The sequence below is a fragment of the Rhizobium sp. 01T437 genome (assembly GCF_056398505.1).
In genome coordinates this window covers 1-18,094 of record NZ_JBFTPM010000015.1, presented here as the reverse complement: position 1 = coordinate 18,094, position 18,094 = coordinate 1, and the positions used below count along the sequence as shown (strand labels likewise).

General features: G+C 57.8%; 16 protein-coding genes. 5 read left to right on the top strand and 11 right to left on the bottom strand.

Features of this window, described 5'->3' with window-relative positions:
• Positions 1 to 10: 10 nt before the first annotated feature.
• Genes AC1DM5_RS26035 through AC1DM5_RS26010 form a run of 6 tightly spaced genes read right to left on the bottom strand, consistent with a single transcriptional unit; the run spans position 11 to position 5,545 of the window.
• The gene (locus AC1DM5_RS26035; protein WP_477820661.1) at positions 11 to 1,228 is read right to left on the bottom strand and encodes a DegT/DnrJ/EryC1/StrS family aminotransferase; all 1,218 of its coding nucleotides are present in this window, start codon (positions 1,226 to 1,228) and stop codon (positions 11 to 13) included.
• Positions 1,225 to 2,199 (bottom strand): NAD-dependent epimerase/dehydratase family protein, encoded by a 975-nt coding sequence (locus tag AC1DM5_RS26030; protein ID WP_477975976.1) that lies wholly within the window; start codon positions 2,197 to 2,199, stop codon positions 1,225 to 1,227. Before AC1DM5_RS26030 ends, AC1DM5_RS26035 begins: the two co-directional genes overlap by 4 nt.
• The gene (locus AC1DM5_RS26025) at positions 2,196 to 2,915 is read right to left on the bottom strand and encodes an acyltransferase (protein ID WP_477975974.1); all 720 of its coding nucleotides are present in this window, start codon (positions 2,913 to 2,915) and stop codon (positions 2,196 to 2,198) included. Before AC1DM5_RS26025 ends, AC1DM5_RS26030 begins: the two co-directional genes overlap by 4 nt.
• The gene (locus AC1DM5_RS26020; RefSeq protein WP_477824202.1) at positions 2,905 to 4,008 is read right to left on the bottom strand and encodes a DegT/DnrJ/EryC1/StrS family aminotransferase; all 1,104 of its coding nucleotides are present in this window, start codon (positions 4,006 to 4,008) and stop codon (positions 2,905 to 2,907) included. The genes AC1DM5_RS26025 and AC1DM5_RS26020 overlap by 11 nt, the downstream gene beginning before the upstream one ends.
• Complete coding sequence (locus tag AC1DM5_RS26015) at positions 4,005 to 5,042, bottom strand: Gfo/Idh/MocA family protein (protein ID WP_477824201.1); 1,038 nt, start codon at positions 5,040 to 5,042, stop codon at positions 4,005 to 4,007. Before AC1DM5_RS26015 ends, AC1DM5_RS26020 begins: the two co-directional genes overlap by 4 nt.
• Positions 5,039 to 5,545 carry an acyltransferase gene (locus tag AC1DM5_RS26010; protein ID WP_477824206.1) on the bottom strand — a complete coding sequence of 169 codons (507 nt, stop codon included), beginning with the start codon at positions 5,543 to 5,545 and terminating at the stop codon, positions 5,039 to 5,041. The genes AC1DM5_RS26015 and AC1DM5_RS26010 overlap by 4 nt, the downstream gene beginning before the upstream one ends.
• Positions 5,546 to 6,101: 556 nt before the next feature.
• Between AC1DM5_RS26010 and AC1DM5_RS26005 the strand changes: the two genes are divergently transcribed.
• Positions 6,102 to 6,890, top strand: coding sequence for a LuxR C-terminal-related transcriptional regulator (locus AC1DM5_RS26005; protein WP_477824200.1), 789 nt, complete (start codon positions 6,102 to 6,104; stop codon positions 6,888 to 6,890).
• A 279-nt stretch (positions 6,891 to 7,169) separates the two neighbouring features.
• On the opposite strand, the gene AC1DM5_RS26000 is transcribed toward AC1DM5_RS26005, so the two are convergent.
• The 5 genes from AC1DM5_RS26000 to AC1DM5_RS25980 form a co-directional block, all read right to left on the bottom strand.
• The gene (locus tag AC1DM5_RS26000) at positions 7,170 to 8,162 is read right to left on the bottom strand and encodes a glycosyltransferase family 2 protein (protein ID WP_477824199.1); all 993 of its coding nucleotides are present in this window, start codon (positions 8,160 to 8,162) and stop codon (positions 7,170 to 7,172) included.
• Positions 8,163 to 8,234: 72 nt separating this feature from the next.
• A complete protein-coding gene (locus AC1DM5_RS25995; protein WP_477824205.1) occupies positions 8,235 to 9,239 on the bottom strand; it encodes a glycosyltransferase family 8 protein in 1,005 nt (334 codons plus the stop codon).
• Positions 9,240 to 9,298: 59 nt separating this feature from the next.
• Positions 9,299 to 10,351, bottom strand: coding sequence for a UDP-glucuronic acid decarboxylase family protein (locus tag AC1DM5_RS25990; RefSeq protein WP_007813015.1), 1,053 nt, complete (start codon positions 10,349 to 10,351; stop codon positions 9,299 to 9,301).
• 45 nt (positions 10,352 to 10,396) lie between these two features.
• A complete protein-coding gene (locus AC1DM5_RS25985) occupies positions 10,397 to 11,884 on the bottom strand; it encodes a sugar transferase (protein WP_477824198.1) in 1,488 nt (495 codons plus the stop codon).
• 15 nt (positions 11,885 to 11,899) lie between these two features.
• Positions 11,900 to 12,757, bottom strand: coding sequence for a WecB/TagA/CpsF family glycosyltransferase (locus AC1DM5_RS25980; protein ID WP_477824197.1), 858 nt, complete (start codon positions 12,755 to 12,757; stop codon positions 11,900 to 11,902).
• A gap of 369 nt (positions 12,758 to 13,126) precedes the next feature.
• Here AC1DM5_RS25980 and AC1DM5_RS25975 point away from each other — a divergent pair, with 369 nt between their 5' ends.
• The 4 genes from AC1DM5_RS25975 to AC1DM5_RS25960 all read left to right on the top strand — a co-directional run bounded on the left by AC1DM5_RS25975 (position 13,127) and on the right by AC1DM5_RS25960 (position 17,853).
• Complete coding sequence (locus AC1DM5_RS25975) at positions 13,127 to 13,957, top strand: phytanoyl-CoA dioxygenase family protein (protein WP_477824196.1); 831 nt, start codon at positions 13,127 to 13,129, stop codon at positions 13,955 to 13,957.
• A gap of 712 nt (positions 13,958 to 14,669) precedes the next feature.
• Positions 14,670 to 15,620 (top strand): glycosyltransferase family 2 protein, encoded by a 951-nt coding sequence (locus AC1DM5_RS25970; protein ID WP_477824195.1) that lies wholly within the window; start codon positions 14,670 to 14,672, stop codon positions 15,618 to 15,620.
• Positions 15,617 to 16,717 carry a glycosyltransferase family 4 protein gene (locus tag AC1DM5_RS25965; RefSeq protein WP_477975972.1) on the top strand — a complete coding sequence of 367 codons (1,101 nt, stop codon included), beginning with the start codon at positions 15,617 to 15,619 and terminating at the stop codon, positions 16,715 to 16,717. Before AC1DM5_RS25970 ends, AC1DM5_RS25965 begins: the two co-directional genes overlap by 4 nt.
• On the top strand, positions 16,711 to 17,853 hold the full coding sequence (locus tag AC1DM5_RS25960; RefSeq protein WP_477824193.1) for a glycosyltransferase family 4 protein: 1,143 nt from the start codon (positions 16,711 to 16,713) through the stop codon (positions 17,851 to 17,853). Before AC1DM5_RS25965 ends, AC1DM5_RS25960 begins: the two co-directional genes overlap by 7 nt.
• Positions 17,854 to 18,094: the final 241 nt, after the last annotated feature.

Here is an 18,094-nt window from a genome sequence, read left to right as displayed (position 1 = left end):
AAAAACGCTGTCAGGCGAGAGCGACGTCCAGATCGCGTTGCACACTCGTATGACCGGTCACGGCTTCGGCAAGCGCTCCGCGAAGTGCCTCGACAACACGTGCGATGTCGAGCTCCGTCATCTGAGCATAAAGCGGTAGGATAATCGTTTGCTGTTGCGCTGATACGCTTCGCATCAGGCTTGTGGCAACGCGATGCGAGCTCCGATCGGAATAGGCTCTCTCCAGATGAATGTTCATCACGCCGCGCCGCGTCGAGATCCCCTGATCGAGGAGGGTTTGCATGACCGCCCGTTGATCGACCGTTTCAGGCAATCTCACACAGAAGCTCTGCCAGTTGCTGCGAGCCCAACGTGGCTCCACCGGCGACAACCCTTCTGATATCACGGACAGGTGCTTACGATACTGCTCGGCAAGCAGCCTCCGCTGCGCGATCAGCCCCGGCAGCCGCCGCAACTGCTCGCGTCCGACGGCGGCCTGAAGGTCGGTCATACGGTAGTTGTAGCCCAGTTCGTCATAGTCTTCGAAGATCACCTGTTTCGAGCCGTGACGAACTGTATCGGTGACGCTCATGCCATGCTGACGCCATAGCCGGAATTTTCGGTCATATTCGGGATTGGCCGTAGTCAACATGCCGCCGTCACCTGTCGTGACGACCTTCCGGGGATGGAAGGAAAAGCAGGCAATGTCGCCATGCGCTTTGCCGATCTTTTCCCAGCGCCCGTCCCAGAGGATTTCGCTTCCCGTTGCGCAGGCTGCATCCTCGATAACCGGTATCTGAAGGCGCTTGCCGATCTCCACGATCGGGCGGAGATCGCAAGGCATGCCGAGCTGATGCACGCAGAGAATTGCTTTGGTGTGGGGTGTGATTGCCGCTTCGATCAGGCTGGCGTCGATATTGTAACCGTCCGCCTCGATGTCGACAAAAACAGGCACCCCATCGCAATACCGAATGGCATTCGCGGTTGCGATGAACGAATGGCTGACCGTGATGACTTCATCGCCGGCACTGACACCGACGGCCTTCAGGGCGAGATGCAGTGCAGTCGTGCAGTTGGAAACGGCGCAGGCATGCGCCGCACCGACAAAGGTGGCAAATTCGCTCTCGAAAGCAGCGACTTCCGGCCCCTGCGTCACCCATCCTGACAGAATAACGCGGCGCGCAGCCTCGGCCTCCTCCTCCCCAAGAACGGGCTTGGCGACCGGAATTGTAGATGGCGACGGGCTCATGCAGCTTGACCTCCTGCTGCAGCAGTCTTCAGCTGCCACCAGGCCACAAGGTCGCGAAGCCCTTGTTCCATCGATATTTCCGCCTTGAATCCCAAGAGTTTCTCGGCCTTGCTGATATCGGCAAGACGACGGGTCACGCCATTGACCGCACGAGCTTCTTTGTGCTCCGGTTCGAGCGAGACCCCCATGATGCTGCTCAGCATCTGCGCGAGTTCCAGGAGGCTTATTTCCCTGCCGCTCGCGACATTGAACACCTCATCCGTGACATCGCTCTTCGCAGCCAGCAGGTTTGCCCGGGCGATGTCGCGTGCATCGACGAAGTCCATCGTCTGACTACCGTCTCCATAGACGACCGGCGGCATTCCGGCGACCAGACGCTCCATCCAGCGGATCAGCACTTCGGTATAGGCGCCGTAAACGTCCATTCGCGGCCCGTAAACGTTGAAATAGCGGAGCGCCACATAGCGCAGGCCGTACATGTCAGCGAAGCTGCGAAGCAGCCCCTCATTGAACGTCTTGGCCGCGCCGTAGATCGTCCTGTTATTGTAGGGATGATGCGCTTCGGTAGTCGGAAAGCTCTCGGCAAGCCCCAACACGGAGGCGGAAGAGGCAGCAACGACCTTTGAAACACCTGCCTTGACGGCGGCTTCGAGAACATTGAACGTGCCCTCGGCCAACACATCGAAGGCGAGCCGCGGATCTTCCGCGCATTGGGTAATGCGGATGGCTGCCTGATGAAAGACGATGTCGACGCCCTCGAAGGTTTTCGCGAGCAGCGCTCTGTCGCGGATATCTCCCTCGATGATGTTGACGGACCCACTGGCTATTGCCGTGCTGAGATTGTCCCGGCGCCCGCGCACGAAATTGTCGAGGATGATGATCTCGCGCGGTTTTTCCAATGCGACGAGATCGGCAATATGCGACCCGATCAGGCCGGCTCCTCCGGTAATGAGCACCCGTTGATTTCTCACGATCTTCCTCCACGCGATATATCCAGCACAGGATCGGCTTCCGTGCGCCAGCGTATGAACTTCGCCGGCACACCGGCGACAACTGAAAACGGTTCGACATCGGAGGCGACAACCGCGCCTGCTCCGACGATTGCCCCCTTCCCGATGCTGACGCCGGGAAGAATTGTGGCGTTCGTACCGATATCGGCCCATGCGCCGATGCGGACCGGCTTGATTTCAAGATCGGTGCGGATGATTGGCACATCCACCGGCACTGCCGTGTGGGCTGAGCCAAGCACCTTGGCGCCGGGCCCCCAGCCGACACAATCCTCAATCACCAGATCACGCGCGTCGAAATAGGCCATCGGGCCGATCCAGACGTTGTCGCCGATCACGCAAGTGCCGTCGAAGCGCCCCTGGATATAGGCCTGGGCGCCGATGAAAACGCCATTGCCGATTTCGAAGGTTTCCGGATGTTTGAAACCGGCGCCACCTGCGACCTGCAATCCCGTGCCGCAGCTGCGCACGATCGCTTGCCAGATGGCTTTCCGCATCAGGGTGTCGACGAGACCGTCACCGCTGGCGAAGCGACCGTAGAGTTCGATCAGGCCAGCGCGCCCGTATGATTGCCTGAGTTCTTCGGCTAACCCAGCCTGGTAGGCAGGGTCCGCCGGCCTTTCGTGGCGGCCATGGACGGCCTGCACGACCCTGGCCTCGCCTGCACGACTAGCTGACATAGGCGTACTCCAGCGCAGCGGCCACTTGATCGACGTGCCACGCAGGCATTTCGGGATAGATCGGCAGCGAGAGGACCTCCCGTGCCGCGGCTTCCGAGACTGGGAAATCACCGGCTTGGTAACCAAGATCGGCATGGGCCTTCTGCAGATGAACGGGGATCGGATAGTGCAGCCCGGACTGAATGCCTTCCGCAGTAAGAGTGCGTTGAAGCGCATCGCGATCGCGGCTTCTGACGGCATAGACGTGGTAGACGTGGCGCCGGTCGGTAATTTCCATGGGCGTCTTCAAATGCGCCGATCCCGAAAGCAGAGACGAGTAGCGGCGGGCATGAGCACGGCGCGCCTCGGTCCAGGCTTCGAGATGCCGGAGCTTGATACGCAGGATAGCGCCTTGAATGGCATCCATGCGGTAATTGAAGCCCTTCAGCAGATGGTGATAGCGCTGCTCCTGACCCCAGTCGCGCAGCATGCGCATCGTCTTGGCGTGATCGTCGCTGTTCGTGACGACGATACCTCCCTCGCCGCAGGCGCCGAGATTTTTGCCCGGATAGAAGCTGAAGCAGCCGGATGTGCCGATGCTGCCGGCGCGAGCACCCTTGTAGCGAGCTCCATGCGCCTGGCAGGCATCCTCGATGACCGGTATCCGATAATGGTCGGCGACCGCCTTGATCGCGTCCATATCGGCCATCTGGCCGTAGAGGTGGACAGGAATAATGGCCTTGGTCCGGGACGTAATCTTCGCCTCGAGCTGGGCCGCATCCATTGTGAGCGTCACGGGCTCGACATCGACGAAGACAGGTCGTGCACCTGCGTAACAGATCGCCGACACCGTTGCGACAAAGGTGAATGGCACGGTGATAACTTCATCGCCGGGGCCGACACCCGCCGCAAGAAGGGACAGATGCAAAGCACTCGTCCCGGTATTGACGGCGATCGCATGCTTGACGTTGCAATAGTCTGCGAACTCCTGCTCAAGACGGGCAACCTCCTCGCCAAGTATGTATTGGCCAGAGGCCAGGACGCCGAGCACGGCGGCGTCGATTTCGCTCTTGATGGATTGATATTGTGCTTTCAGGTCCAGAAAGGGGATCATGCAATGCGCCTCGCCTCTTCGAGCTCGATGATACGGCCGCGCTGAGCGAGCGACCGGCTTGCAGCTTCAAGAATGCGAACGACGCGCAGGCCGGCATGGCCGTCCGTGATGGGTCGCGAATTCTGGTCGATGCACTCGACGAACTGATCCAGTTCGCGTTTCAACGCCTCGGTCATATCGAGCTTGGGCGCCCACATATCGCCACTGCGGTAACCGACCATCATCTGATGCACCTTCTCGCCGTAAGCCTGAGAATTCGGGTTCAGCGTGATGCCCTTGTCGTAGACCTTGATTTTTTCACTGGGCTCCAGATCGTCGTAGACGACCATCTTGTTGCTGCCGCCGATCAGCGTGCGGCGCACCTTGACCGGTGCCAGCCAGTTGACGTGGATGTGAGCGATGAGCTTGCTTTCGAAAAAGAGCGTCAGATAGGCGATGTTTTCCGGCTCGCCGAGTACATGGCTCATGCCTGTCGCTGAAACAGCCACCGGCCTTTCCTGTACGACATGGTCCAGGATGGAGAGATCGTGCACTGCGAGATCCCAGATGACGCTGACATCATGCTGGAAGAGCCCCAGATTGACCCGAACCGAGTCGTAATAATACATGTCGCCCAAGCCACTCTCGACCAGTTCGCGCATCTTGCGAACGGCGCCTGTGTGGACGAAGGTATGATCGACCGCCAGCACAAGACGTCGACGTGTGGCCTCTTCGACCATCCGTGAGGCTTCCTCCGTCGTCGAAGCCATCGGCTTTTCGACGAAGACATGCTTTCCGGCCATCATAGCCTGCATTGCGAGCTTGAAATGGGTGAAGACCGGCGTCGCGATAGCGATGGCATCCACTCTTGGATCGCGCAGGACTTCCTCAAAATCATCGGTGATCGTCACTGCGGGGTAGCGGCTTTTGACCGCCGCCAACCGTTCGACATTGAGATCACAGACTGAAATGAGCTGCGCACCGGCCGCTTCCGAGATGTTGCGAACCAGATTCGGGCCCCAATACCCATATCCAACAACAGCAATACCGATCATCGCATTTCTCCCAACGCTTGCATGTCAACTGCCCGGTCATGAACGCGACCGGTAATCCTGGCCGGAACGCCGGCGACAATGGCGCCCGCAGGCACATCTTTTGTTACAACTGCCCCGGCACCGACCTGCGCGGCTTCTCCGATGGTTACGCCAGGCAGAATGGTCGCATTGCTCCCGATTGACGCGTGGCGCTTGACCAGCGTGGGGATGACAACCCAGTCTGCTTCGGTCTGCAGACTGCCATCTGCATTGACGGCGCGCGGGTACGTGTCATTGGTGAACATCACCCCGTGGCCGATAAAAACACCGTCTTCCAGCGTCACGCCTTCGCAGATGAAGGAATGGCTGGAGATTTTGCAGTCTTTTCCGACGAGGACGTTTTTCTGGATTTCAACGAAAGTGCCGACGCGCGTTCCCGCGCCGATCGTACAGCCATAGAGATTCACAAGATCTCGATGATGGATGACGCAGCTATCATCCAGCTTTACGTTTGATGCAATCATACGCATGCACCCCTTACTCTTCAACAAACCCGGATTTCCAAATGAAACCGTCAACCATATGATTGCGCCCAAGGTTTCATTTCGAAAAAACAAATATTTCTTTCTATTCAAAGAGAATTGTTTTCGTCATCGGAGTAAAGAAACAAAACGTCTAAGCTTATTCACCTAAAGACGTATCTACCCATGACGATGTACGCCGAAGTTCATAGCCAACAATCAACATTGGTGGTGGAACAGGCGCGGACCGGCTTCGATCACGCGCCGGGGGTGAGCATTATTTTCATGCGTTTAGCAGCTCCGTCCGTAACCGAGGGGCAACATAATCAACCCCACCGCGAAGGACCTAGTATCGCATAGGTCTATACCAAGAATTACGTCCTCTTTACACCTTACGATGGAACTAATCTGCTCCTTTAGCCTATATTAGCTAGTTTAAGATAAAAGGAACTGTGGTATTTAATTCCTACTTTAGTGCTGCCAAACCCTCATATCTGAAGGGCTTGAGTGTTCGGTTGTTGTTGAGGCGTAGAGAAACTCGGCTGGGGAGGATGAAGCAGTGAATTCAGCGCTTGTACCAAATTTAGACCTTAGGCAGGAAAACGTAGCTCTTCCACTTAAGGTAGATAATAGTTCCACTGGTTTGAGCTTACAGTCGAGGCCAAAGCACTCTTTGGTGATCCTCGACAATCGTGAACTTGATCGGCAATGCCTCGCGCAGTGCATGGCCGCCTACAAGACGGATTTACTTATACTGGCATTCGGAAGTGTCGAGGAGTGGAAGCAGAAATGCGACGAATATCCGCCGCTTTCGGCAATCCTCCTGAACATTGGCGGCAAGAAGATCGACGAGCCCTCTGTTTCGGGGCAGATCAGGAGCCTTGCTGCGGAATTCGGGGCGATACCAGTCATCATATTGGCTGACAGCGACGATTTCGGCCAAATCGTGAGGGCGATCGAATACGGGGCCAAGGGCTACATACCCGCTTCGGTCAGCATCAGCGTCTGCATGGAGCTGATCGCGCTGTCGGTAGCGGGCGGCGTTTTTGTGCCTGCAAGCACGCTATTCGCCATGCGTCACTTGCTGGAGTCCAGCAACACGACCGCTCGCCCGCTGGCCGGGATCTTCACGGATCGTCAAGCCGAAGTCGTAGAGGCACTTCGGCGCGGAAAGGCGAACAAGATCATCGCCTATGAGCTCAATCTGCGAGAAAGCACCGTCAAGGTGCATGTTCGCAATATCATGAAAAAGGTCAAAGCAACGAACAGAACGGAAGTTGTGTTCAAGCTCAATGATCTGTTTCAGGGTAGTATTTCCGGCTTCAGCGCGAATAAGACGCTGTGCTGACGCCGTCGTCCGATCAAAGCTTTTCACATGCCGCAAGCACGTTCTTGCTCTAACTTATCCCGGTGGCGCAGACCAAAAGGCCACCGGGGTTCTGTTTAAGCCGCGGCACCCTCGGACCCGTTGTCGCTTACCCGAATATCTGAAGTCGCCATAGCGCGTTCGAAACTGCCGAAGATCTCCGATTTTCTGCCTTACATCCCCGTCTTGGCGTGAGCAGCGATCAAGCGCTCAACCATCGGCTATTGTTTCCGTGCCCTGCGGATGAACCAGATGAACCACTCATCCTGCAACTCGTCGCCCAATAGAATTCAAGGCACACCAGTATTTGGGCCCGATGGTTTGCTTGCAGACCAACTTGATCCAGGGCAATGAATTTCGCACTTCAGGGGAAACTTCCAGAGCGAAGCGCTGAATAGCCACAGCTGTAGCAACATCGAAATTATTGAACGCCATGCCGGCCAGTCGAAGCGCCTCTTTCCCGAGGTCTCTGGCAAGAAAGCGTCTTAGTTTCTCATCTTTCTTGAGGCTATCTGCGCCCTGCCGAAACAGAATATCGAAAGCCTGTTTTCTTTGTCGAAGGTCGGGAAGAATACTTTGTCCATAGTATTGCAGCGACATATTCGAAGCATGTCTGCGATATACTGCTTGATCTTCGTTGATGTAGCCCACTCCGGCATGCGATGCGAGCCGCAGCCACATCTCCATATCGCCGGCATGGGGCAGTTCCTTATGGTAGCCGCCGACCTGCTTTTGCAACGCCGTTCTCACGACGGCCGTCGGCGTCGGAACTAGGTTGCTTGCTCCGCTCAACCGCATGAACTGCGGACCGGACAAGACCTGCATGGCGGGCACATTATTGTCTCCGAGAGGATCGACCCGCTTGGTAATGATGCCATCTGACTCAGCGATGAGCGCGTTCCCGAACGTGAAACCTACATCCGGATGATTGTGCATAAGCTCCGCGGCGCGGCCCAGCGCGCCCGGCAAAAGATAATCATCTGCGGAAAGAAGCAGGAATAAGTCGCCGCCGGCCCACTCGATTCCCTCATTATAGGTGGCAATGTGGCGCTTGTTTACCGTGTGCCGCCGATACGTCACCCGTTTGTCCCGGGATGCCAAGGCCATTCCGACTTCCGGCGTTTTGTCTGGCGAGGCGTCATCCAGAATGAGAACGCGCACATCGACATCGGCTTGCGAAAGAACGCTTTCAACACATTCCTGCAGGAAATGAGCGTAGTTGTAGCAGGGAATTACGACATCAACACGTTGCAAACTTATTCCTCCGCAGGCAATAGTTTCGTTCGGGCCATTTCATGACACCCTGAATTCGGCTTGGTTTCGCTCTTATGTGTTCTTCGCTCCCCGTTTCACTCGCGCCGACGTTGAGGCGTGCGCCCGTATGGCCGATTTCGTGCAGGACCATGCGGATCTCAAGAAGGCGGATCGGGCAAGCAGCCGGGAGCCTGCACGCTTCAAGCCACTTTGAAGGCGCTCCCGACGCGTGAGCGCAAAACGGGTCCGGGATCGAAACGTATCGTAGAATGCGACATTCGGGCTCAAGCTTCCTGATTTCCAGGGCTTCACATTGGTCACGAAATGAACGATCGCCGGCTTATGCTCGAGAGTGATACGAGCAATCGCCTGCGTAGGCTCGAACTGAAAATTCCAGGCGCGGTCCAGGACTTTCCACTTTCCGTCGCAGGCGACGTTGAGAGCGTCCTGATCCGAATATTCAGTGGTCGGAAAGCGATCGAGATAGTCCAAAGATCGTTCCGATATTCGCTCGGTTCGCCATCTTGCAAGGTCGATAAGAAGAATGCCGGCGTTGAAGTAGCGCTCGACCCGAGCGCCGCCTGTAGCACCCCTGCCGCTGCTCACCACATTGTCCAGCCAGTAATCCGGTACGGCCCCGATCACTGCCTCGCCCAGATCGATATTCCACAACTGTTCGAGCGCAGACAGCACGAGGATGTCGCCGTCCAGATACAGAGCCCGGTTGCAGGTCTCCGGGAGGAACTGCGGCAGAAGGATCCTCGCGAAGGTCATCTTCGAAACGCCGGGGCGAGTGGAAAATCCGCTCGCGAAGGACAAGGTACCGATGGGATGCCACTGGATGACGGCAGAGTTTGCGGGCAGAGAATCAAAGATCCGTCGCTTGGTTTCTTCGCCTATTCCTTCATGAATGACATGGATATCCAGGGGCCATGCGCTTTTGTTGTTCTCGGCGACCGATCTGAGGGCGGTCGCCAAGGGAACGGCGTAGGCCGCATCGACTGCAAAGACGATAGGCCCTAACCGCTGTTTTGCGCCCACAGGGGCGGCTCCTGTTGGTATGCTATGCACATTCATGTTTCCGGCACCATCCCATCGAAAGAAAACGAGCTTCGCCTTATGATCGACGTTGCTGTTCACGTGCCGATCGATACGGCTTCCTGAACAGGAAGGCCGACGGCCGGGGTGGGCAGATGGGTGTAAGCCGGTTGCGGGGACCGGACGCCAGGCATGCTCCTGGTTCCGCCAGAGAGCTTCCACTCGAAATAGGCGATCGTCTTCTCAAGCCCCTCACGCAGGTTCACCGTTGGCTGCCAGCCCAGGTCCTGCTTTGCGCGGCTGATGTCCGGCTTGCGCTGCGTCGGATCGTCGACCGGCAGAGGCTTGTAAACGATGCTTGATTTCGACCCCGTCATTTCGATGACCATTTCGGCCAGTTCCCGGACCTGGAATTCTCCCGGATTGCCGAGATTGATCGGGCCTGTGACACCGGCCGGCGCGCCCATCAGGCGGATGAAGCCCTCGATCAGATCGTCCACGTAGCAGAACGAACGCGTTTGCGTGCCGTTGCCGAAGATGGTGATCGGTTCGTTTTGAAGCGCCTGAACAATGAAGTTGGAGACGACGCGGCCGTCATTGGTCTGCATGCGCGGCCCGTAGGTATTGAAGATCCGCGCCACCCGGATTTCCACGCCATACTGACGATGGTAGTCGAAGAACAATGTTTCGGCACACCGCTTGCCTTCGTCATAACATGCCCGCGGCCCTATGGGATTGACGCTGCCTCGATACTCTTCGGGCTGAGGATGGACTGCCGGATCACCATAGACTTCGCTCGTGGAGGCCTGGAAGATCTTAGCCTTGGTGCGTTTGGCAAGGCCAAGCATATTGATGGCCCCGTGTACATTGGTTTTGACCGTCTGAACGGGATCAAACTGATAATGGACCGGAGATGCCGGACAGGCGAGGTTGTAGATCTCATCGACCTCCACATAAAGCGGGAAGGTAATGTCGTGGCGAAGGATCTCGAAGCGTGGGTCGTCGAGAAGATGCAGCACGTTGTCGCGCGATCCGGTGTAGTAATTGTCTACGGCGAGAACATCATTGCCTTCTCGCAAGAGCCTTTCGCACAGGAATGATCCCAGAAAGCCGGTGCCGCCGGTTACCATAATTCGCTTTTGTCCGTGCATTGGTGTGCTCCGTTGTTGATGGTTGCCCCGCAGAAACGAGGATGGTTAGTAGGCTCCCCTGCGCTTGAAGACCGCAGGGATTGTGCTGAGAAGGATTTGGCAGTCGAACCACAGGGACCGGTTGTCGATGTAGAACTCGTCTAGTTGCTGCTGCAGCTCGATATCCGCATTGCTTCGTTCGGATATCTGCCAAAGGCCCGTGAGCCCCGGCGTTACGGAACGGCGTTTGTTTCGAAATTCGCCGTCCATCGCCAGGAGGTGATATTCCGGAAACGGACGCGGTCCGACGATGGCCATCTCGCCTGCGATGATGTTCGCCAGTTGTGGGAGCTCGTCGAAGCTCGAAGTGCGCAGGAGATGTCCGATAACCGGCAGTACGCGCGGATCGTCCTTGAGCTTGAAATGGGCCAACCACTCGGCCCGCATGGCGGGGTTCTCTCGGAACAATGCCTCGAGGCGCTGTTCCGCATCTCTGTACATCGTCCTCAATTTCAGGACGTGCACCGGCTTGCCGGACAGTCCTTCCCTGGCATGTCGGAAGAAGACAGGTCCCGGATCGATGGCGTAGATTGCGGCGGCCGCAATCGCGATGAAGGGCGCAACCACGATTGCTGCAGGGACCGCGATCGCGAGATCGAGGATCCGGCGAACCAGGTCCGTATTGACCGAACTCCCACCGGTGGTGAGTCGAATACCGATCTCTCCGCCGACATCCGCAGGTCGCAAACCGCTGACCTTGAGGCTCGGCGTATCGGACAGGAGAATAACTTCGGCGAACTTCCCGCGCATCGCTGCCAGATCGGGTACAAGCGAGCCCGCGTCACCCGCAATCAGGGCAATGGACGGCCCGCCGTCGGACGATGCGTCCTCGGGCGAAAAGGGCTCCGGCCTGATGCCATACTGCCAATGGTCCTTGAAATGCGCCATGAGCGTAGGGATAAGATTGCGGCCCCCTATGAGCACCGCACGCTCCCCCCAGATTCCAAGTTTCCAGCACAGGCCGCGTGCGAACCAATGCATGAATGGCTGAACGACCAGCCCGAGGCAGAGGAAACCAATGATGGCAAGCAGCAGTCGTTCCCCTTCCGGTAGGATGATTGCTCCGAAAGCCGCCAGGACAGCCACCTTGACGGCAGCTATGGTGCGCCGCCGCAGATGTTCATGGTCGTGCAGCCGATATCCGGGATAGAGGCCAGCCGATGCATAAAGAACGATCGCAGCCAGCGCTGCGAGGGTGAAAGCACGCTCCAAAACCGTGCTCTCCGAACCGCTGGGAAGAAGAGACACGAGAGCAAAATAGGCAACCAGATAGCTTGCAATGTCGCCGGCAACCAGGAGTGACGATGTTGCAAGCCGAGGAAGCCGGCGCCGTAGTGCAATCGGCATGTTCAGCCCTGACTGCCCTAAGGGGTCGGTGGTCCTGGCTGCTATCGGTGGCACGGAACCTGCCGGAATTGCCCGGGACGCCATGTCATTTGTGGCGGAGGTCTTCGACGGACCCGATGTTATCGCTGACGGCGCAAATGAGGACATGATGCTTTTACTCCTCTACGGCCTTTGTCCCGACGCACCCGATCCAGAAACGGCGTCTTCGATCGGAAATTTTCGAAGGCCCAATCTCTGGAAGGCAGTCAGTGAGATGAAGGTCGGCACGACGAGCGCATAGCGCCGCCACAGCCGTCGCGGCTCGCATAGAAGACGAAACACCCATTCGAAGCCGCTTCTTTGAATGATCCTCGGAGCCTGGCGCTTGAGGCCGGCGTGGAAATCGAAGGCAGCACCGACACCGATGAGCATCGGCGCCTCCAGGCGGTCGCGCATGCGCGCCATCCAGAGCTCCTGCTTGGGACTGCTCAACCCGACCCAGATGATATCGGCGCCCGACCGATTGAGCTGGTCGGCAATATCCGCTTCCTCCTGCGTCGACAGTTGGCGGAAGGGCGGCGCATACGAGCCAACGATCCGCGCTTGTGGAAATTTTGCGAGAAGGCGCGCCTGCAGTTGCTCGAGCGTTTCGGCTGTCGCGCCATAAAGGAAGTGGCGCAAGCCTTTGGAGCTGCCGGCAGTGAAAACGGATAACATGAGATCGGGTCCGTAGACCCTGTCGCTTTCCACATGACCAGCGTGTTTCAGTGCCCATACCAACGGCATGCCGTCGGGGGTTACGAGGAACGCCCGGTTGTGGATGGACCGAAGCTCGGGATCTTTTTGACACCGCACGACACCGTGTGCGTCGCGAACGCACACATATTCTTTCCTGCCGTCTTCAATCGCCTTTTCGATAAGCCCGGTCGCGCTTTTGAGATTGACCGCGGAAACTCGAACACCAAGGACATTCGTCCACTTCAGGGAACCCTTTGGATCAAGGACTGAAGTTTGGTTTCTGTCTGCTGGTGAATTTCTCATGACCTACGCTTTTGCCAACTGAAACTGCAGCTAGAATATGCTGGCAAGCCTGTTGGCTCCATACTTGCAGCTGTAGCTATTGGACGTAGAAAGACTTCCCAATTCTGCGTTCTGTATAGAAATGAATTACAATATTCGAAGTAAGGCAGCGTCCTCGGGGTATGCCTGATTGCTCTTTTTGATAAGCGTTACCCCAAAAGAGCGGTTTGACCTTCGCGCGGCCGCAGAAGACAGTCTCTTTAGCGCGGCCAAAGCTGGGGAGGTTTGAGCGCGACAAAGCCGGGGAGAGAGACAATGGCGAATTCAACAGGGGTGAATTCAATAGACGAATTCCGGGTGCCCGCCAGAGAGCCTTCAAAGGCGCCCAGCATGACCAACCAGCTGCAGAACGATTTGACCTCTGATGGCTATATCGTCATCAGGGATGTCCTGGCGCCTGAGCAGGTGGAAAGATTACGGCGGGTTGCCAAACAATATCTGAGGTCCGGCGGCAAGTATCTGTACGGCGGCAAATTCCAGCTTCACGCCATGTATGCCGTGGACGAAGTCGCCAGGTTTATGACCGCCGATACGATCCTCAATCGCCTCAAAGAAATTACGCAACCGCTCGATGTCGTTCTTACAGGCGAATGCGATCTCATGATCAACACGACATCGTCGTGGCATAATGACGTCCCTCACCATCCTCGCTGCGTTGATGGAAGTATTTTCTCGGACGAGAGCTTCAGGGTCTACAAGATCGCATTCTACCTGCAGGACCAGAACGAGAACTCGAACGCCACATTGAAGGTGCGACCGAGATCCCATCTCAAGGGTTTGGTCCAGAGCCTGCCAGCGAAGGGACTTGGGGTACGGGCGGGCGATGCGATTATCTTCGACGTCCGTATCGAACATGCCGGGCAGATGCCCACACTGGTTGACAGGAGCCTACGCAAATTCTTCGAGCGGATCGGGCCACTGCTTCGCCTGGATGTTCAGAAGGCATTCACCGTGACGCGATCGATCATTCGACGGCTCGGCAGAACGCCTGACCGCGTCGCGGTTTTCATGACATTCGGTCCGTCGGATGCAGAGACCTACTCCTATGCCGAGGAAGGCCGCCATCGCCATCCCGGTGTTCGGGGAACGCTCAGTGCGGACGTGCTGACACAGCTCGCCGTCAACAACATTGTTCCACCGATTATCGGGGCGCCTGCCTAACCACACCAGGCCTCCAGGCGCTGACCTCAATGCACGCAATGGTGCAGGCCCACGACTGCGCACCATCGAATGGTGCGCAGGGCTACGCCGGTCGCGCGGTGGCGAACAGTGCGGCACTGTCGATCAGCTTGACTGCGATCCTGATACCGTCGCCGCCGGCAACATAGGTCGGCGAAATCAAAACGGCATCACAACAATCCGACGGCATCCCCAAGGAACTAACCCCGGTAGCGGCGGCATCTACGTCTAAAGCATGCACTCATTATCCAGGGACCGGGTTGCACTTACGCTCTCCGTGGTTCCCTCCCCCAAAGGGTGGCGGCGAGGGTCTAGGGGATTGCCAATAAGAGCAGATGTCACGTGTGTCCATTCACCGGTAGCTTGGAAAGGAATGCATAGCGCGAAGGACATGGCTGGGCAGTAGTTTCTGATGACGTAAGGCGATGGTTCCGGCGCAGGCTGATTGTTCGTAGTTGACGCTTAGAGGGTTGGGATTCCTATGGTTTCGCGTTCTGGTCCTAGTTCTGCACATTACATGATGGAAACGTCACTCGTCCCGGCATTTTTGGCGGCGACCTCTCCAGTTCCATGCGAGATCCCGGTTAAGCAAAGGGATGCCCTGGATGTCGCCATCATGGAGGTTCCGACGGACACGATCATGATCATGTTGCTGCACCGCAGTGCAGCGCAGCAAGCCGCTTGAGAGGGTGTCATGGAGCGGCAGGGCATCAGCGTTCTTATCAACAATTACAATTACGGTCGCTTTGTCGGGCATGCGATCGACAGCGTCTTGAGCCAGGAGATTGCCGACGTCGAGATAGTCGTCGTCGATGATGGGTCCAGCGACGAGTCGCGTTCCGTTCTGGAAGCCTACGACAGCCGGGTGAAGGTGATCTTTCAGGAGAACTCGGGACAGGCGGCAGCGATCAACGCCGCCGTGAAGCTCAGCAGCGGCGGCATCCTCTGTTTTCTGGATGCCGATGACTGGTGGGCACCGGGCAAGCTGTCGGCGACGGCAGCGGCTTTTTGCTCGCATCCCGAAGTATCGCTTGTCTACCACCGACTTCAGCCAACTTCGATCGATGGCTCGCCGACCCTCAAGCCGATCCCCCGAACTCTGTGTTCGGGAGACCTGTCGCCGCAGTTGACCAAATCGGCCGGCTGGTGGCCCTTCCCGATGACATCGGCCATCTCTGTACGGCGCAGCGCGTGGGATGCTGCAGGGCCGATTCCCGAACAGTTCCGCATATCCGCCGATGCGTGGCTCACGGGGATCTATCCATTTCTGGGCGACGTTGCCGCCTTGCCGGACTCACTTGGATTCTACCGAATTCATAGCAACAACTGGTACCGGCCAGTCGATGATGTCTCCATGCTGAAAAGGCGAATGGCGCATTGGCAGCGTAGTGTCGAAGCGACGAACCGGTTTCTCTCATTCCACGACTTGCCGGCAAGGCTCAGTCTTTCGGATCACTATCCCTATCAGATGGCGGCAGCAGAGCTGGATGGCGTTAATGCGCGCACCCGGCTCAAGCTTGCTGTCGAAGGGTTGCTTTTCGCTGGAGAACCAAACCTGCTGCGGCGGACGCGCGACGCGTTGCGTAGCGCCTACCACCTCCCTCGCCCCAGTCGGGACGTGGGCTTGTCGGAGGCAGCGAAATGAAGGCGCTGCTGCTGGTTTCGGAGCTGGAAGACTACACCATTTCCTTCGCGAGCGGCGTTGCGCAACATATGCCGGTCGTCCTTGGCGTTCCGCGCCGGCGCTACGCGCATCTTGCTTCCTGGTTCGATCCGGCCGTCGATCTTCACCTTCTGGACTGGCCACGGCACCGCTCGCTCGCCAATCCCTGGTTCCTGCATCAGCTCACACGTCTCATCCGGCACGAGCAGCCGAACCTCATTCATCTCCTAAGCAATTCCACGCTCTGGCTGAACTTTGCCGCGCCGTTCTGGCGCCCGATCCCGCTCGTGACCACCGTCCATGATGTGGAGGTGCATCCCGGCGATTCCGATACGCGCACGCTGCCCGGCTGGGCTCCGGAATTGATGGTGAGACAGTCAGGGCATGTCGTCGTGCATGGCGAGGGGCTGAAGCGGATGGTCCTCGATCGATATTCAAAATCCCCGGACTGCGTCCATGTCCTGTCGCATCCTGCCATCCATCGCTATGCGGAACTCGCGCGGCGGCAGAAGATGGCGCGACGTGCCGCCGATGGAACCTTGCGCGTCCTGCTCTTTGGACGGATTTTCGCTTATAAGGGCCTGGAACATCTGATCCGTGCCGAAGCGATGCTCAAGGATGTGCTCCCCAATCTGCACATTACGGTCGCAGGCCGCGGCGACGATCCCTGGGTCTTTAAGCCACTGATGGGAGACGCCGACCGCTACGATATTCGCAACCGTTTTATCGAAGACGCGGAGGTCGCCCAGCTTTTCCTGGACGCCGACATTGTCGTCCTTCCCTACACCGAAGCATCTCAAAGCGGCGTGCTCAACCTTGCTGCGGCGTTCGGCAAACCCGTTATCGTGACTGACGTGGGCGAATTGCGAGCGACCGTTCAGCCCAACGGATTGGGAATGGTGGTTCCGCCGGGCAATGCGGAAGAGCTCGCAAAAGCCATCCGGATATTGGCTGACAATAGCGAGCTTAGAAACAATCTCGGCGCCAACGCACTCGAATGGGCCACAGGACCGAATTCGCCCGAACAGGTCGGCGCCCGGGCCGCAGCCGTTTATCGCGAGGTGGTCGGATCATGCTGATGAAGGTACGCACGGATGGCCATCAGATGGCGATGCGGAACACCGCGAGCGTCCGCCACTATGTGCCGGGTGGCTGCGAGAATGGCGGCGGCATTGGCAGGCTGGTCAGTTATATAACCAGCACGGCGAAAGAGGGCGGGGCAGAACATGCCGTCACCGACACAAGAGGCCCCCGATGGTCCGCGGCGACGTCGTCGCTGCGCCTGCTGGGCGCCATCCTGACGATGGCAAAGGATCGAATCGTCGATCCAACACGCATTCACCATATCCATATCGCGGGCCGCGGCAGCACCTCCCGAAAACTGATCCTGACGGAGGCTGCCCATTTGCTCGGGTGCTTTCACATATTGCACCTGCACGACTACGACTATGCCAGCGACTTTGCTGCACGCTCGCCGCGTCAGCAATCGCTCATACGCCGGATGTTTCAGCGTGCCGATTGCGTCGTGGCGCTGGGCCAACGGGATCGCATGATACTCGCGACACTTCTGGGCGTAGACGAGCACCGCCTCGTGATCGCTCACAATTGCGTGCCCGATCCCGGCGTGCACAATGTTCGTGCCGGCGAGCCGCCGTTGGTCGTTTTCCTCGGTCGGCTGAGCGAACGCAAAGGCGTTCCGGAACTTCTGCTCGCCCTCAGCCATCCGGTCATGAAAGAGCTTCGGTGGCGCGCCGTGCTGGCAGGCGACGGGCCTGTAGAAGATTATCGCCGCCAGGCTGCAGACATGGGCCTTTCAGGTCTGGTTGAGATGCCGGGATGGCTTGGCGCCGACGAGACGCGCGCGCTGTGTGCCCGTGCCGATATCCTGGTCCTGCCCTCGCATGCCGAAGGCTTGGCAATGGCGGTGCTCGAAGGGCTTTCCCACGGACTTGCTGTTGTCACCACTCGTGTCGGAGCGCACGACGAGGTCATCTCCGACGGCGAAACCGGTGTCTTCGTCCCTGTCGGAGATAAGGATGCCTTGGCTGCGGCCCTGGCGAAACTGGTTACGGATCCAGATGTCCGCAACCGCCTGTCGGCCAAGGCGCGCGCCCATTATCTCAACCATTTCAGCATGAAGGCATATATGCGGTCGATGGAAAAACTTTACGAAACCATCTCCGCGCAACCTCAAGCAAGGGTTAGCGCACAATGACAATTTCAACTTTTCCGCCAGATCGCAACGTCCCGCTCCCGGCGGTGCATTATGAACCCCGGTTTCAGACGGAGATGAAATCGGAGGAGTTTGATCTTACATCTGGATTACGATTGCTCCGTCGCCGGATGGTGATGATCGTGGCTCTGATGGTGGTGCTGATGGCTGCCTCCATCGTGCTGATATCGGGGTTGAAGCCGAGCTATCACGCCGGGTCGCGGCTGATGATCCACAAGCCCCT

What these genes read in the sequence shown, in the direction of transcription:
- AC1DM5_RS26015 (WP_477824201.1), bottom strand. Translation starts at nt 5,042, where the DNA reads ATGATCGGTATTGCTGTTGTTGGATATGGGTATTGGGGCCCGAATCTG.
- AC1DM5_RS26020 (WP_477824202.1), bottom strand. Translation starts at nt 4,008, where the DNA reads ATGATCCCCTTTCTGGACCTGAAAGCACAATATCAATCCATCAAGAGC.
- AC1DM5_RS25985 (WP_477824198.1), bottom strand. Translation starts at nt 11,884, where the DNA reads ATGTCCTCATTTGCGCCGTCAGCGATAACATCGGGTCCGTCGAAGACC.
- AC1DM5_RS25965 (WP_477975972.1), top strand. Translation starts at nt 15,617, where the DNA reads ATGAAGGCGCTGCTGCTGGTTTCGGAGCTGGAAGACTACACCATTTCC.
- AC1DM5_RS25960 (WP_477824193.1), top strand. Translation starts at nt 16,711, where the DNA reads ATGCTGATGAAGGTACGCACGGATGGCCATCAGATGGCGATGCGGAAC.
- AC1DM5_RS25990 (WP_007813015.1), bottom strand. Translation starts at nt 10,351, where the DNA reads ATGCACGGACAAAAGCGAATTATGGTAACCGGCGGCACCGGCTTTCTG.
- AC1DM5_RS25995 (WP_477824205.1), bottom strand. Translation starts at nt 9,239, where the DNA reads ATGAATGTGCATAGCATACCAACAGGAGCCGCCCCTGTGGGCGCAAAA.
- AC1DM5_RS25975 (WP_477824196.1), top strand. Translation starts at nt 13,127, where the DNA reads ATGACCAACCAGCTGCAGAACGATTTGACCTCTGATGGCTATATCGTC.
- AC1DM5_RS26010 (WP_477824206.1), bottom strand. Translation starts at nt 5,545, where the DNA reads ATGATTGCATCAAACGTAAAGCTGGATGATAGCTGCGTCATCCATCAT.
- AC1DM5_RS25970 (WP_477824195.1), top strand. Translation starts at nt 14,670, where the DNA reads ATGGAGCGGCAGGGCATCAGCGTTCTTATCAACAATTACAATTACGGT.
- AC1DM5_RS25980 (WP_477824197.1), bottom strand. Translation starts at nt 12,757, where the DNA reads ATGAGAAATTCACCAGCAGACAGAAACCAAACTTCAGTCCTTGATCCA.
- AC1DM5_RS26025 (WP_477975974.1), bottom strand. Translation starts at nt 2,915, where the DNA reads ATGTCAGCTAGTCGTGCAGGCGAGGCCAGGGTCGTGCAGGCCGTCCAT.
- AC1DM5_RS26035 (WP_477820661.1), bottom strand. Translation starts at nt 1,228, where the DNA reads ATGAGCCCGTCGCCATCTACAATTCCGGTCGCCAAGCCCGTTCTTGGG.